Origin of the sequence: Desulfovibrio intestinalis (assembly GCF_014202345.1) — a bacterium.
Taxonomy (GTDB): Bacteria; Desulfobacterota; Desulfovibrionia; order Desulfovibrionales; family Desulfovibrionaceae; genus Desulfovibrio; species Desulfovibrio intestinalis.
This window is the reverse complement of record NZ_JACHGO010000008.1, coordinates 82,621-97,020: the sequence shown is the minus strand read 5'-3', so window position 1 is coordinate 97,020 and position 14,400 is coordinate 82,621. Positions and strand designations below refer to the sequence as shown.

Genomic DNA, 14,400 nt, shown 5'->3' with positions numbered 1-14,400 from the left:
ATGAGAATAACGGTAGTTGGCTGTTATCACGGTTTATATTTTTGGGTGAACAATCAATCAATGCAGTATTGTGCAAAAAAGAACAAAAGTTATTTAGTTGTGTAAAAATGAACATTCTAATCAACGCAAAAAATGTTCAAAAGTGTTGTATATTCAGCTTATGGAAGCTTGCATTGAGATTTTCTATGCTGTACTGTCGCCATATAGGATGCTTCCTTATCACTGCGGTGCATATACAAAACAACTTAGATGTGTTGTATCCGCGTAACGCCAGGAGTCGCATATGAGTACTGAGCTTAAGAGCATGCACATGGGACAGATAACTTCTTTCTTCATCCCCAATGTTACTCTTGTGGGTGAGGGGTGTTCCAAGGAGATTCCTCTTCGCCTCAAGAACATTGGCGGCAGCAAACCCTTGATTGTTACTGACCAGGGCATCGTTAAAGCCGGTATTCTGAAGGTGATTACCGATATTCTTGATGCCGCCAAGATGAAGTACGCCATTTTCGACCAGACTGTGCCCAACCCCACTGATAAGAATGTGGATGCCGCTTTTGAAAAGTACAAAAAGGAAAAATGCGACAGCATCATTACTCTTGGCGGCGGCAGTTCGCATGACTGCGGCAAGGGTGTGGGCTTTCTTGCCGGTAACGGCGGCAAAATTCATGACTATGAAGGCGTAGACAAATCTGCCAAACCCTTCCCGCCCTATGTTGCCGTAAACACCACCGCAGGTACCGCTTCTGAAATGACGCGCTTCTGCATCATCACCGACACGTCCCGTAAGGTGAAGATGGCCATTGTTGACTGGCGCTGTACTCCTGGCGTAGCTATCGACGATCCTGTTCTCATGATGGGTATGCCCCCGGCCCTCACTGCGGCCACTGGCATGGACGCTCTTACTCACGCCGTTGAAGCCTATGTTTCCACTGCAGCCACACCCATGACCGACGCTTGCGCCGAAAAGGCGATGGAATTTATTAACCGCTACCTGCGTCGCGCTGTGGCCAATGGTCAGGACAAGGAAGCCCGCGAAGGCATGTGCTATGCCCAGTACCTGGCCGGTATGGCATTCAACAACGCCAGCCTCGGCCACGTTCACGCTATGGCCCATCAGCTGGGTGGTTTCTATGACCTGCCCCACGGCGAATGCAATGCCATTCTGCTGCCCCATGTGTGTGAATACAACCGCATCGCTACCCGCCGCCGTTTTGGCCGTATCGCCCGCATTCTTGGCGAAATCACTGATGGCCTGAGCGCGGACGAAGCTTCCAAGAAGGCCATTGCCGCCATCAATACCCTGTCCACAGACGTGGGTATTCCTGAAGGCCTGAAGGCTCTTGGCAAAAAGTACGGCAAGGATGTTAAGGAAACCGATATTCCCACAATGACGGCCAATGCTCAGAAGGACGCCTGCGGTCTTACCAACCCCCGCACCATGACTGACGCTGCGGTAGCCGGAATATACAAGGCCGCTATGTAGGTTTGGCATACGGTCGCCCTGCGCGTCAGGGCTTCAAAATGAAGAAAGGTCGCCCAAGGGCGATCTTTCTTCATTTGCCGTTGGAGTCTTTTCACAAAGAGTTTTGGCTGCTGCGTGCAACTTTCAGTGTGGGAAGGCTCGCTCAGTTTCAGTTATTGCAAATGTTTGAAAGTGCTGTGACGCAGGAAGCTCCGCATCAAGGCAGCATGAAACAACGCGGATCTTAATTTGCGCAGTTAAGCGGCACTGTAGCGAAGGTGCCGTAAAATTGAGAAATATATTCTCAACGCTAATCTGCTTCAGTTGCGCGCTTACGCCAAAATAAAAAACCACCCGCGAGATGCGGGTGGAAACAAGTGTTATACACACAAAAACACCCTTCCTGTACGATGAAGTTGTTCAAGCCCATCGTAACTTTTAAGAAGGGTGTTTTTGTTATGGGAACCAAGGCCCAAAGTTTAGCTCACACAAAATGGCTGTGCAAGTATCATATCGTGTTTACACCTAAGTATCGAAGAAAAATAATATTCGCGCAGCTACGCGATAGTATAAAAGAAATCTTGCAAAGTCTCTGTAAGTACAAAGGTGTAGAGATTTTAGAAGGGCATTTGATGCCAGACCATATACACATGCTGGTGAGTATTCCGCCAAAGATCAGCGTGTCGAGTTTTATGGGTTACTTGAAGGGCAAGAGTTCACTAATGATTTTTGATAAACACGCAAACCTTAAATATAAGTTTGGCAACAGAAAGTTTTGGGCCGAAGGGTATTATGGCAGCACCGTCGGACTCAATGAAGTAACGATCAAAAAATATATCCAGCAGCAGGAGAAGCATGACATCATGCAAGACAAGCTGACGTCACGCGAATATCAGGACCCCTTTAAGGGGTAAGCCAAAGCGACAATGGCACTGGGCTTGAACAACGTGAAAGCCAGCGTCTTTAGGCGCAGCCGGTAACAGGCCCTTATAGGGCCAGAGCAAACCACCCGCTATGCGGGTGGTGCTGATTGGCAAAATTGTGCTCGGCCAGTCAGGCTTGCTCAGATGAGCTTCAACTGGCGCAAAACAGCAACAAGTTTTTCTTTGGCGGGTTCGCCCATGGGGCAAAGCGGCAGGCGCATTTCCGCTTCCATCTTGCCCATAAGGTGCAAAGCCGTCTTGGCAGGGATGGGATTGCTTTCAAAGAACATAGCCTCATGCAAGGGGAACAATTCGTGGTGAATCCTGGCGGATTCGGCCACGTCACCCTTGTTAAAGGCGTTGCACATAGCAGCCATGCGCCCCGGAACAAGATTGGACGTCACGGAAATAACACCCTTTCCACCCATGGCCATGAGGGGCAGGGCCGTGAAATCGTCACCCGAAAGCACGCTGAAGTTGGCCGGGCTGCTGGACAGGGTTTTGCTGCCCTGGGCCATGTCGCCGGTGGCTTCTTTCACGCCCACGATGTGAGAGAACATTTTTGTAAGGCGAGCCAGGGTTTCGGGCAGCAGGTTGCAGCCTGTACGCCCAGGAACGTTGTAGGGCACAAGCGGCATGTCTACAGCTTCCGCTATGGCCTTGTAGTGCTGGAACAGCCCTTCCTGCGTCGGTTTGTTGTAGTAGGGCGTGATGAGCAGCGCCCCGGTGGCCCCGGCTTTTTGGGCGAACCGGGTCAGGCGGATGGCTTCAATCGTATTGTTTGATCCGGCCCCGGCCAGAACGGGCACACGTCCCTTGGCCTGGTCGATACAAATTTCAATGACCCTTTCGTGTTCTTCGTGGCTGAGTGTGGCGGATTCACCGGTCGTGCCACAGGGCACCAGACCGTGAATGCCTTCAGTGATCTGGAATTCAATGAAGTTTCGGTAGGCTTCTTCGTCCAGGGCGTTATTCTTGAAAGGGGTAACAAGCGCTGTCATAGCACCGGAAAACAGCATGAGGGTCTCCTTGGCGCGCCCTGCGCGCCCTTAGATGGCCGAACGCCGAGAATGAAGGCGAACCTTCATACCGTTCGGCTCTAAATGCGGCAAAGCCGCGTTATGCAACCATGCCTATTGATTTATGAATTCTTTCAATTCCTTGCCAGCGCGGAAGAAGGGCAGCCGTTTCGAAGATACGCTGACGCTTTCCCCAGTCTTGGGATTGCGGCCAGCATAGCCCTCATATTCTTTAATTTTAAAACTGCCAAAGCCGCGAATTTCAATGCGTTCGCCAGCAAGAAGAGACTGTTTCATTGCGTCAAAAAAGGTGTTTACCACCAGTGACGCATCATCAAAGGGGATATTGGTTTCGTCGGCCAGCGCCTTGATAAGTTCGCTTTTGTTCATCACGCCTCCGTAACTCGTTATGTTGCTTACTAAAACATTTCGCCTGAAACGGGAGTATAAAATTATATTATAGCGGTATTGTTGGCAATTTTTGTGTTTCGCCCCAAGCCGCCCACGCGTTTCAAAGCCTGCATGCCAAAGTAATTCAACGATAGGCATTTATTGCTAATTCAAGCCTATACCTTTTATGCAACAAGGTAAACAGTTCGCGAAGGCTTTTCACCTTCTTCTTTACTGTTTATCAGGAGTTGGCTGCAGAATTTTGCGCGGGGCCAGCCAGTCGGCCATACCCAGGCGCAGCCTTTGCAGACGCGAAGCCAACGTATGTATATCCTGGGCGGCAGGACTGCCAGGAGCGTACGTCATGAGAGGCTGCTGGCGGCATACTGCTTCCGGCACTTTTTTATCATTGCGGATATGCCCCAACAGAACGGGTTCAAGGTGCAGAAAGTGGCGACAGGCCCCGTGCAGCTTTTCAAAAGCCGATTTGGCTTCGCTTGCGGAAGTGGCCTGGTTGACGATCACCATAAAGTCTCGCAACCCGTAGCGGGCATTGAGCACCTTGATAAGCGCGTAACTGTCGGTCAGCGACGTGGGCTCCGGGGTGATGACCACAATGCGCATGGCGGCCATTGCAGCAAAGGTTTGCACCGTGCCGGAAATGCCTGCGCCCACATCCATAAAAATGTAATCGTACTTGTCCAGCGCTGGCTCAAGCCGGGCCAGCAGCAAATCGCGCATGTCGGGCTGCAGTTCGGTAAGCTCGGGCACCCCGGAGGCGGCAGGCAGCACGTCAAAACCCTCGGGCTCCACATGGTGCAGCACGTCGCTGATCTGGGCCTCGCCCAGCAAGGCATTTTGAAGGTTGCCTTCAGGCGTGATGCCCAGCAGTACGTCAAGGTTGGCCAGCCCGAGATCACAGTCCATGAGCATGTTTTTGAAACCCATTTGGAACAGCGCGTAGGCAAGGTTGAGAGAAATGTTGGTTTTGCCAACCCCGCCCTTGCCGCTCAGCAGAACCACGCTCAAGGTTTTATTTGCCATTAGTTGTTTCTCCCAAAAAAAAGAAAGCGTTTTTCGCTTGAGTGGACTAGGCTGGCCCTTTCTTCCAGGCTGGCGCTGCCTGCAAGGCAGATATGGCCGCGGTCTTGTTGCAGCGCATTTTGCAGGGCGTCTTCCGCCTGATTCATCAGAAACTGGGCAGAGGTTCCATTTCCCGGATTGATGCAGGCAATGCCAAGCGCGCAGGCGGGGGCGTCTTTTATCAGAGCCTCGGCGCGCAACGCAACTTGTTGTGCAAATGTTTTTTGTATCTGGTCGGCCAGAAGCCGCGCCCGCAGTTGGCTCACACCCGGCAGCAGCAGGGCGTAGCGCCCTTCTGCCACATGGCTGATGCTGTCGCAGGCTTCGCTGTGTTCACGCAGACTGGCAGCCAGCGCCGCATCAAGTTGATCCAGTGCGGGCCGCCCCACCTGATTGAGCAGTTCAGCCCTGTTGGGAAGATCGGCATAAACCAGGCTGAGATCACCACCCGAACGTGAAAAACGTAGCATTTCTCGCTGGATCTGGTCCATAAAAAGTCTGCTAATGAGAACACTGGCCATTTGCGTTGGCACTTCGGGCTGCGCATTGACCGTTGGCACCTGCTGATCTGCACATCCTACTGGCAGCACGCACCAGCGGCTTTCGGCATAATCGCGGCAGAAGCTTTGCCAGCGGTCGGGGCTGAAGCCAGACAGAAGGCGGGCCACCAGCACCGTAGGCGTCAACTGGTCGTCGGACAGCTGCTCATCCACCGGGGCGCCTGCCTTGCGCAGAGCAAGCAGTTCACATGCCAGGGCTTCGAGTTCAGCGTTGCTGCTCATGACGGTACAGGAGGTAATCGTGTTGAAAAGAGTCGATATGGCCGTCCAAAACCGCATCCACGTCGCCTACTTCCGTGCCAGTGCGATGGTCTTTGACCAGACGGTATGGCTGAAGTGTGTAGGTGCGTATCTGACTGCCAAAGGCGATGGCATCCTTGCCGGCATACTGGGCCTGACGAGCTGCCTCGCGTTTTTCAAGTTCCATGTTATAAAGGCGGGCGCGCAAGACGCGCATGGCCGTTTCTTTATTGTGATGCTGCGACTTTTCGTTCTGGCACTGGGCGGAGATGCCCGTGGGAATATGCGTAATGCGCACTGCCGAGCTTGTGGTGTTGACGCTCTGGCCGCCGGGTCCGCTGGAGCGGAAAATATCCACGCGCAGATCGGCTTCCTTGATGTCCAGTTCAATATCATCACCCGCATCGGGAATAACATCAACAGACGCAAAGGACGTATGCCTGCGGCCTGACGAGTCAAAGGGTGAAATGCGGATGAGGCGGTGAATGCCGCGTTCACTTTTGAGAAAGCCGAAGGCGTGGGGGCCGGATATGCGCAGGGTAACGCTCTTGATGCCCGCTTCGTCGCCCGGCAGAAAATCCATCTCTTCAACCTTGCAGTCGTGGTCGGCGGCCCAGCGGCTATACATGCGCAGGAGCATTTCGGCCCAGTCCTGAGACTCTGTGCCGCCCGCTCCGGGATGTATTTCGAGGATGGCGTCCTGGCTGTCTTCTTCAGAGGAAAGGAGCATTACAAGCTCTGTTTCGTCCAGCAGGGCGGCCAGTTCTTTTTGCTGGTTCGCCAAAGATTCAAGGGCTTCAGGGTCTTCGCTTTCTGCGGCAAGCGCCAGCCACTCGGCCATGTCGTCGTGGCAGGTTTTGAGTTTGTTCAGGCGGCCGACCTCATCTTCAAGGCGGCGTTTTTCTTGAAGAATAGGCGTAAGAGCCTCGGGTTTGTCCCAAGCGCCGGGGCGTGAAATTTCCGTTTCTATGGCCTGCAGCCTTTTTTCACTGGCCGCAACGTCAAAGGCGCCCCCAAAGTGAGGAAAAGCGTTGAGAAAGGGGATTGCAGGCGGCACGAAGATCTGAAAGTTGCAGCATAATGAATCAGTGGGTTGAGAGTGATCCCGGGCTTTGCCGGGTGCGGTCATTTTGGCCGCCAGAAAATTATTTGAGAGGGGGCGTAAACTGTGCCCTCACGGGGTATCGCGATTGGCCTTGCGACTTACCTTTTGAGTCTGGCCTTGCCGCCCGGAGCCCACAAAAGCAGGCCAGCCAGCAGGGCTACAGCCACGGGCAGAGGCCAGGGCCAGAGCCTGTGGTACACGCTGGGAGCGCTTTCAAGTGCGGCACTGCCCCAGAGCGCTTGTTCCTTGAACTGCGCGCCGCGCATGGTCAGGCGGCCCCGGCTGTCTACCACCACAGAAATACCCGTGTTGGTGCCACGCAAAATCCAGCGGTTTTGTTCAAGGGCTCGCAATGCTGTCAGGTACAGGTGCTGGCGGGGAGCCGGGGTGGCTCCGAACCAGCCGTCATTGCTGATATCAACCAGGATGTTGGCGCCATCTTCAACTCGCGCCTGAGCCAACCAGGGGAATATACCTTCATAGCAAATGAGCATGCCCAGGGCAAGATTGTCATAGCGTAAAGGAGCGATGGCCGTTCCCGTCTGGTAGACGCCCACTCCTTGCAGCAGTGCTTCAAGAAAACCCCAGTTGAGCCACTCTGGCAGGTATTCGCCAAAGGGCACAAGGTGTTCCTTGTCGTAATGGGCGGCTATGGCGCCGTCGGGCGGCGTCAGCAGAAAGGCGCGGTTGAAAACATCTGGTTCTTTTTTGTCCGTGCGGCGCTCAAGGCCTGGCGCGCCTACCAGCAGCGGGCTGCCCGTGACAGACGGCAGCTGGCGCACGCGGGGTGAGTGGAGCAGGTTGGTTTCAAAAAAGAAGGGCAGAGCCGTTTCAGGCCAGATGATGAGCGGGCGCTCACCGGGCCTCTGGGCCAGGGCGTCATAGGTCAGGCGCAGGTACAGGTCTACGGTTTGGCGTTGAAAGGCGGGCAGCCATTTCTGGTTCTGGTCTATATTGCCTTCAACAAACAAGGCTTGCACGCTTTGTGGCCCCGTGGGGGCGACTACAAGCGGCTGCTGGTGCAGCCGTAGCGCGCCATAGCCCAGCAGCAGACCCGTCATGAGCAGGCCGCAAACCAGACAGGCGGGCCGCCACGAAGTCTTTTTATTAAAAGCTGCGGGCGCGGATTTGCCAGAAGCGTTTGCTTCTATTTTCTTTTTTTCGTCAGAGCCCGTTCCGGCATTGGCCGCAAGGGGATGAGGCAGTATGCCCAAGGCACACCAAAGAGCCGCCATTACCCATATGCCCGACAATCCGTAAGCGCCCACGGTATCGGCTCCCTGCACCAGCAGGGGCCATGCGGCCAGCGCCCCGGAAAGTTCCAGCCAGGGAAAACCCAGAACAAGCGCATACACAGCCTCAAGCACATACCATAAAAGGCCCAGCATTATGGCCCATATGTATGGCGGACGGTGACGCAGCGCGTATGCCGCCAGGGAAAAAAGCCCCCCGGCACTGGAAATACAGGCAGCAATGAAAAGGGCGCAGGGCACAGCCAGAAGCCAGGGCAGGCCGCCAACATTGTGCACGGGCATACTGAGCCAGTAGAGAGCGGCCATGCCGCCAGCCAGGTTGCACAACCAGCCCCTGCGCAGCGCGGCCCCGTGTGAGGGAGCACACAGACCCAGCCATGCCAGGGCTACGGGCCAGAGCAAGGCCAGAGGTGGCAGCCCGGCAATATCGTTGGGAAAGCCTAGCCATATGCCTGCCGCACCTATGAGGCCGACAAACAGCGCCGTGCTGTCAGGCCGGAATGTGGCGCTCTGGGTACGGCTCATGCCTTGGCCGTAGACTCTGCCGGACGGGTGGCTTCGCCCTCTGTACCAGCATCCGCCGGAGGGGGGTTCTGTTCAGTAGGATCTTTTTCGTCCCCAATGGCGGTTTCGCAGTCGCTGGCGGTAGGCTGCGTCTCATAAGCGTCAGTGCCCATAATAGCTTCAGAAATGGGATCTGCGCTTGGCCGGTTGGCGGCGTTGCTCGCAGGTTCCATGCGCAGACGAACAATGAGTTTGCGGTCAGCTTCAAGCACGGTAAAAGTCCAGCCGCGCAGTGTGAAGCTTTCGCCGGGGCCGGGCACATGCCCAGCTTCCATGCTGAGGTAGCCGCCGATGGTGTCCACTTCATCTGAATCGACGTCCACGCCCATGTCTTCAAGGTCTTCAAGCAGGGCGCGGCCTGTAAGCTCATAGATATTGTCGCCCAGGGGACGGATGTCTTCCTGGCGCGGGGCATCGTGTTCGTCTTCAATGTCGCCGACGATTTCTTCCAGCACGTCCTCAATGGTGATGAGCCCCGAAGTTCCGCCGTATTCGTCCAGCGCGATGGCAATGTGCTGCTTGCGGGCACGAAATTCTTGCAGAAGTGTGCGTATGGACTTGGTTTCGGGAACAAAGAAGGGTTCCCGAATCAGTTCTTTCATGGACGAGGGCTTACCGTCCGCGTCAAGCATGCTGCTGAGCAGATCCTTGGCGTGAAGAATGCCCACGATGTTGTCGCGGGTTTCCTTGTACACGGGAATGCGCGAGTGCCCGGAACGCACAATGATGTGCGCCACTTCGGCCAAGGGCATGTCGTGAGGAACGCAGTCGATATCGGTGCGCGGGATCATCGTGTCCTGCACCTGAAGATCGTTGAAGCGCAAAATGCCGAGCAGCATGGACTCCTCATCGGGTTCCACTTCGCCGTCGGCGCGTGCTTCGAGAATGGCTTTTTCCAGAGATTCCTGATCGTCGTGCCCGAACAGTCTGCTCAGGCGCGACCAGATGGTACTATGACCTTCCGAGCCGCCGTCCAATGTAGTCTCCTTGGTTGGAAATGGGACCGGGTGCGCGTGCAGCGCAACCGAGGGCCTAAATCACACATGCAGGCGTCTTTTGCTGCCGGGGGTGTCCCGCTTGCAGCAGATTTCGGCCTTTGGTGGTCGTCACAGCCTAGAGCAGTTTGCGCTGCTCCATATCCATATGCATGACCCACTGGGTAATGGGCGACACCCCGCGTGAGGGCGTGCTGTGAAACCAGTGGATGTCCGATTTGCCCTGCTCCAGCACTGCCCAGTTGGTAAATTCCGTGCCGAGCACAAGAGCCGGGTTTGAACCTTCATGCACACGGGCATGCAGAACCGTGCAGGTGCACCAGAAGGTGATAATTTTTTCATCCTTGCCCATATGGTAGATGATAAGACAAAGTAACTGCGAACCTTTGTCCAGGTCAACAGGCTTGATGCCCAGATCTTCCATGGGAAAGCGCAAAGCCATGCCCGTGGCCGAAATATTTTCTACCTGCACGGGTTCTTTTTCCATGCCGCGTTTATAGTGCAGCAGGGGGCGGCTTATTTCCGAGGTGCTGCGCGGTATGGGCTTGCTGGAATCGATTTCCCATACGCCAATAACGCTCACCTTGTCCTTGGGCGGTTTGATGCGAATGAAAACGCGCTTTTGTCCCGCAGCCAGGTCTTCCGGCGAAGTGAGGTGCAGCTGGGATTTTTTGCGGCCCGAGGATATGCTTTCAATAACCGACCGGAATTTATAAAAGGTGGGGCCTTCAGGCAGGGTCGCGCGAAAATACACTTCCACAGTCACACCCACCAGCTCCTGCGATACAAAGCTCAACACCTCCATGCCCAGCGATACGGGGGAGATGTTTTGCAACAGTGCGGCCAGGCCCTTGTGGGTCGCGCTTGCGTCCAGAATTTTAATGTCGAATATTTCGTTCTGGCCCTGGGCGGTTTCCAGCATCTGGCGGATAATGGCCTTGCGCCGTGCAGCCTGACGCTGCCGCTGAAGGTATGTCTGTGCAATGATGGCCGTTATGCAAAAAACCACCAGCACGGCGATGCAAACCAGAAGAAGTTGTTTACCCGTCATGTATTCACCAATAAACGTTTTGCTGCGCAAAACGGGATATGTAAGCTCGTCCTGTACTGGGGCGGCGCTAAAGCACTGGCGCGCCTTCGGGCTCGTTGTGCTTGTTTGAGAATATCAAAGCAGCCCCAGCTTGTGCAGGTGTATTTCCAGACAGCCCACGGCTGCTGGCGTCACCCCTGAGATGCGTCCGGCCTGTCCCAGGCTGAGTGGGCGCACCCGATCAAGTTTTTCCGTTACTTCACGAGAAAGCCCAGCTACTGTGGCATAATCCATATCAGGGGGCAAGGCTGTGGATTCAAGCCTGGCCGTGCGTGCGACGAGTTCTCGCTGGCGGGCCAGATAGCCAGAATATTTGATTTCCGTTTGCACGCTTTCACACGCCGCCGCTCCGGCAAGCGACATTTCTTCTTCCAAAAAAGCGCCAACATCGGCCAGAGGGCCGGGCGGGCAGGCCCGCAGCAGGTTTGCAATGCCATGCAGATCCAGCTCCGGCCTGCGCAGCGCCTCCGCCAGGGTGCGCCCGGTAGGCAGGCTTGCGCCCGAGGCTGTACTGTCTTCAGTGCTTGCGTCAGCCTTGTTCTGCTTTTCGGCAGGAATGCGCGTTTGCTCAAGGCCTGTTCGCAACCGGGCTGCGGCATCCTGCTTGCGGCAGAATGTATTCCACTGCGCGTCGCCTACCAATCCCAGCTTGCGGCCCAGAGGCGTCAGGCGCACATCGGCATTATCCTCGCGCAGCAGCAGGCGGTGCTCTGCGCGGGAAGTGAACATGCGGTAGGGCTCCTGTGTGCCGGAGGTGACAAGGTCGTCAACAAGCACAGCCACATAAGCCTCGTCGCGGCCGGGAAGAAAGGGCGGCAAATCACGCAGGCGGCAGGAAATGTTCAGTGCGGCCCACAATCCCTGTGCAGCCGCTTCTTCGTAGCCGGAAGTGCCGTTGATCTGCCCGGCCAGCCACAAATTGGGCACGGCCTTGCTTTCAAGGGTGGGCATGAGCTGCACCGGGTCGGAAAAATCATATTCAATGGCATAGCCGGGCCGCAGCATGACGGCATTTTCCAGGCCGCGAACAGCGTGTATCATGGCCAGCTGCACGTCCAGCGGCAGGCTGGTGGGAACGCCGTTGGCATAAACTTCAGCGCTGTCGAGTCCTTCCGGCTCAAGGAATATCTGGTGGCGTTCCCTGTCGGGAAAGCGTGCGACCTTGTCCTCGATGGATGGGCAATAGCGTGCGCCAGTTCCCTTGATGATACCTGTAAACATGGGCGAACGGTCAAATCCCCCACGGATGATTTCGTGGGCGCGGTCGTTGGTCCAGGTTATGTGGCAGGGAAGCTGCGGCAGCACCGGGCCGGGGCCGTGAAAACTGAAGACCGGGGGCGGGTCATCCCCTCTCTGCTCCTCCAGCACCGAGTAGTCGATAGAAGAGTTCAGCAGACGAGGCGTTGTGCCCGTTTTGAGACGGCCAAGCTCAAAACCCAATGAGCGCAGGCTGTCTGAAAGGCCAATGGCAGGGGCGTCGCCCAGGCGGCCGCCTGGAATGCTGGTGAGGCCCATATGGATGCGCCCGTCCAAAAAAGTTCCTGTGGTCAGCAAGACGTGGCGGGCAGAAAAGCTGAGTCCCTGCGCCGTGCGCACGCCAGTGGCGCGGTTGTCGCTGGAGGCTATTTCAGTGGCGGAATCCTGCCAGATGCGCAGTCCGGGCGTGGAGTACAGGGTTTTTTGCACAACGCGCTGGTAGGCCAGACGGTCCATCTGGGCGCGGGTAGCACGCACGGCAGGCCCCTTGCTCATATTGAGCACGCGAAACTGTATGCCAGCGGCATCGGCCCACAGGCCCATCATGCCACCCAACGCGTCAATTTCGCGGGTCATGTGCCCCTTGGCAAGGCCGCCGATGGCGGGGTTGCACGATAGATAACCCAGGCGGTCAAGGTTGCCGCTGATGAGCAGCACGCTATGCCCCAAACGAGCCAGGGCAACGGCGGCTTCGCAGCCAGCGTGGCCGCCTCCGGCGACAATGCAGTCAAATATGGGAGTAGTGGTATCAGACATGTGCGGGGTTCATAAGTATGTGAGTGAAGACCTGGGCATCTTTGATGGTAGCTGTAATAGAAGAACTTTCGTTGGGCTGGTGGCAGGTGCTTGCAAGGCAGCTCCACACTGCGGCGGCAAGATCACGCTGGCGCAACTGAGCCGCCACCGTGGCTCCGCCAATGCCGAGAGTTCTGGCTTCAACACCATAAACGCGGGCCACTGCGGCACCGAGAGCAATAACTACCGGGCTGGTTTCAGCCACGCTGGAAGCTGCCTGTTGCTGCACCACGCTGACCTCTATCTGCACGCCGTGGCGTTCCTCAACCTCGCTAGCCAGCGCGCGCACCTTGTCCAGCACGGCTTGCGGATCTACCTGCGGCAACAGTCGGCAATCCACATAAAAAACGTCGCTGCCCGGCACGGTGTTGATATTGGGCACATTGGCCTCGTGCTTGCCCGGCACAAAAGTGGATGTCGGCGGATTGAACAGGGTGTTGGTATCGCCAAAGGCGGCCCGCAGGCCGTTATGGCAGGCCAGCGCCATGTCTGCTCCGGCCAGAAAGGCATTGCGGCCTTTGTGGGGAGTGGAGGCATGGCACTGCACCCCGGTGGTGCGTATCTTGAGCCAGAGCTGGCCTTTTTCCGCCACTTCTATGACGTCGCCCCGGCGGGCGCCTGCGTCGGGCACGATGTAGAGATCGTTTTTGCTGAAAAGTTCGGGCGCCGTCTTGAGCAGATATTCCAGACCGTAGGCGCTGCCCGTTTCTTCATCGGCCATGAAGACAAGACCCAGGCTCAACTGGGGCACAACATGGCGCTGGTGCAGTTCTTCCGCCAGCAGCAACATGCTTGTGATGGCCTGCTGATTGTCTTCAACGCCGCGCCCAAAGAGCAGATCGCCTTCGCGGCGCACCTGCCAGGGGTCGGACTGCCATGCCGCCAGATCGCCGGGGGGGACGACGTCCATATGGCCGAAGAGCCACAAGGTACGTTTTTCTTTGCCGGGAATGCGGGCAACAAGATTGGGGCGTTGCCCTGAAGGCACGCGGGCATCCGGGGCGTCAATGCGTAAAATGTCTGTTACCCCGCATGCTTCAAGCCATTGCGTGATAAGGGCAGCCTTGGCTTCTTCGCCGTCGCCGCCATTATCAGGCCCCAGTGCAGGGCAGGCAGTGAGGGCGCTTTGCAGGGCAACCACGCGGTCTTCGCGTCCAGCCAGGCCGCGTAACAGGGCGTCCATATCTTTGGGCATGTGTTTCCCCCCGACTTTGAAGCAACGCTGTTCTGAAAATATTCTGGCAGCAGCGGAAGCCGCTGTCACTGTGTAAAACCATGCTTGATCCAGCCGCCTTGTCAGGCAGGGCGCAAGCATTTTTCCCGTGACTGCACGCTGTTATTTCTGGCCTGCCGCAGGGCGTGTTGCCGTTTGAACGCTTACCTGTGAAATGTCTGCAACAATTCGTTTTCAATCGTTGCCGTTAAGGAACTGCAGTCGGGCTTGCGCCGTTATGCTGCTGCGTCAAGGTGATGGCGTTTAAACAAACTACCCGCTCAAAACATCTGACGGTGAACAAAACCCACCATTTGCCGCAATGCCAATGTTGGCGGCAACGCAGCGCTATGTCAATTTCTCGATGTCCGCCAGTAGCCGGGATCAAGCGTTTTACAAGATTTTCCGGCAGAAAACGCAAAGGGCTGCTCAAGCAGCCCTTTGAGAAAAA

11 protein-coding genes and 1 pseudogene are annotated in these 14,400 nt (G+C 56.1%); 2 read left to right on the top strand and 10 right to left on the bottom strand.

Annotated elements, in window-relative coordinates; genetic code table 11:
• The first annotated feature begins 283 nt into the window (after positions 1-283).
• Both HNQ38_RS12490 and tnpA read left to right on the top strand, forming a co-directional pair.
• Positions 284-1,483, top strand: coding sequence for an iron-containing alcohol dehydrogenase (locus HNQ38_RS12490; protein WP_183721557.1), 1,200 nt, complete (start codon positions 284-286; stop codon positions 1,481-1,483).
• Positions 1,484-1,920: 437 nt separating this feature from the next.
• On the top strand, positions 1,921-2,376 hold the full coding sequence (tnpA, locus tag HNQ38_RS12485) for an IS200/IS605 family transposase (protein ID WP_183721554.1): 456 nt from the start codon (positions 1,921-1,923) through the stop codon (positions 2,374-2,376).
• A 149-nt stretch (positions 2,377-2,525) separates the two neighbouring features.
• Here tnpA and dapA read toward each other — a convergent pair whose 3' ends face one another.
• The 10 genes and pseudogenes from dapA to HNQ38_RS12435 form a co-directional block, all read right to left on the bottom strand.
• The gene (gene dapA, locus HNQ38_RS12480) at positions 2,526-3,404 is read right to left on the bottom strand and encodes a 4-hydroxy-tetrahydrodipicolinate synthase (RefSeq protein WP_183721551.1); all 879 of its coding nucleotides are present in this window, start codon (positions 3,402-3,404) and stop codon (positions 2,526-2,528) included.
• A 114-nt stretch (positions 3,405-3,518) separates the two neighbouring features.
• Positions 3,519-3,794 carry an HU family DNA-binding protein gene (locus HNQ38_RS12475; protein WP_183721548.1) on the bottom strand — a complete coding sequence of 92 codons (276 nt, stop codon included), beginning with the start codon at positions 3,792-3,794 and terminating at the stop codon, positions 3,519-3,521.
• Between the two features lie 231 nt (positions 3,795-4,025).
• A complete protein-coding gene (locus tag HNQ38_RS12470) occupies positions 4,026-4,838 on the bottom strand; it encodes a MinD/ParA family protein (RefSeq protein WP_183721545.1) in 813 nt (270 codons plus the stop codon).
• Positions 4,838-5,659: a GGDEF domain-containing protein gene (locus HNQ38_RS12465; RefSeq protein ID WP_183721542.1), complete on the bottom strand. Its 822-nt coding sequence runs from the start codon at positions 5,657-5,659 to the stop codon at positions 4,838-4,840. Before HNQ38_RS12465 ends, HNQ38_RS12470 begins: the two co-directional genes overlap by 1 nt.
• A protein-coding gene (gene prfB / locus HNQ38_RS12460; protein WP_183721539.1) for a peptide chain release factor 2 occupies positions 5,643-6,756 on the bottom strand; the annotation gives its coding sequence in 2 pieces (ribosomal slippage) (positions 5,643-6,680 and positions 6,682-6,756; 1,113 coding nt in all). Before prfB ends, HNQ38_RS12465 begins: the two co-directional genes overlap by 17 nt.
• A gap of 124 nt (positions 6,757-6,880) precedes the next feature.
• On the bottom strand, positions 6,881-8,560 hold the full coding sequence (gene lnt / locus HNQ38_RS12455; protein ID WP_183721536.1) for an apolipoprotein N-acyltransferase: 1,680 nt from the start codon (positions 8,558-8,560) through the stop codon (positions 6,881-6,883).
• A gap of 188 nt (positions 8,561-8,748) precedes the next feature.
• A pseudogene (locus HNQ38_RS12450) lies at positions 8,749-9,576 on the bottom strand (hemolysin family protein); the annotation flags it as partial.
• Positions 9,577-9,712: 136 nt separating this feature from the next.
• Positions 9,713-10,645 carry a PilZ domain-containing protein gene (locus HNQ38_RS12445; protein ID WP_183721533.1) on the bottom strand — a complete coding sequence of 311 codons (933 nt, stop codon included), beginning with the start codon at positions 10,643-10,645 and terminating at the stop codon, positions 9,713-9,715.
• 114 nt (positions 10,646-10,759) lie between these two features.
• Complete coding sequence (mnmG, locus tag HNQ38_RS12440; RefSeq protein WP_183721530.1) at positions 10,760-12,697, bottom strand: tRNA uridine-5-carboxymethylaminomethyl(34) synthesis enzyme MnmG; 1,938 nt, start codon at positions 12,695-12,697, stop codon at positions 10,760-10,762.
• On the bottom strand, positions 12,690-14,051 hold the full coding sequence (locus HNQ38_RS12435; RefSeq protein ID WP_425485998.1) for a M20 family metallo-hydrolase: 1,362 nt from the start codon (positions 14,049-14,051) through the stop codon (positions 12,690-12,692). The genes mnmG and HNQ38_RS12435 overlap by 8 nt, the downstream gene beginning before the upstream one ends.
• Positions 14,052-14,400 lie beyond the last annotated feature (349 nt).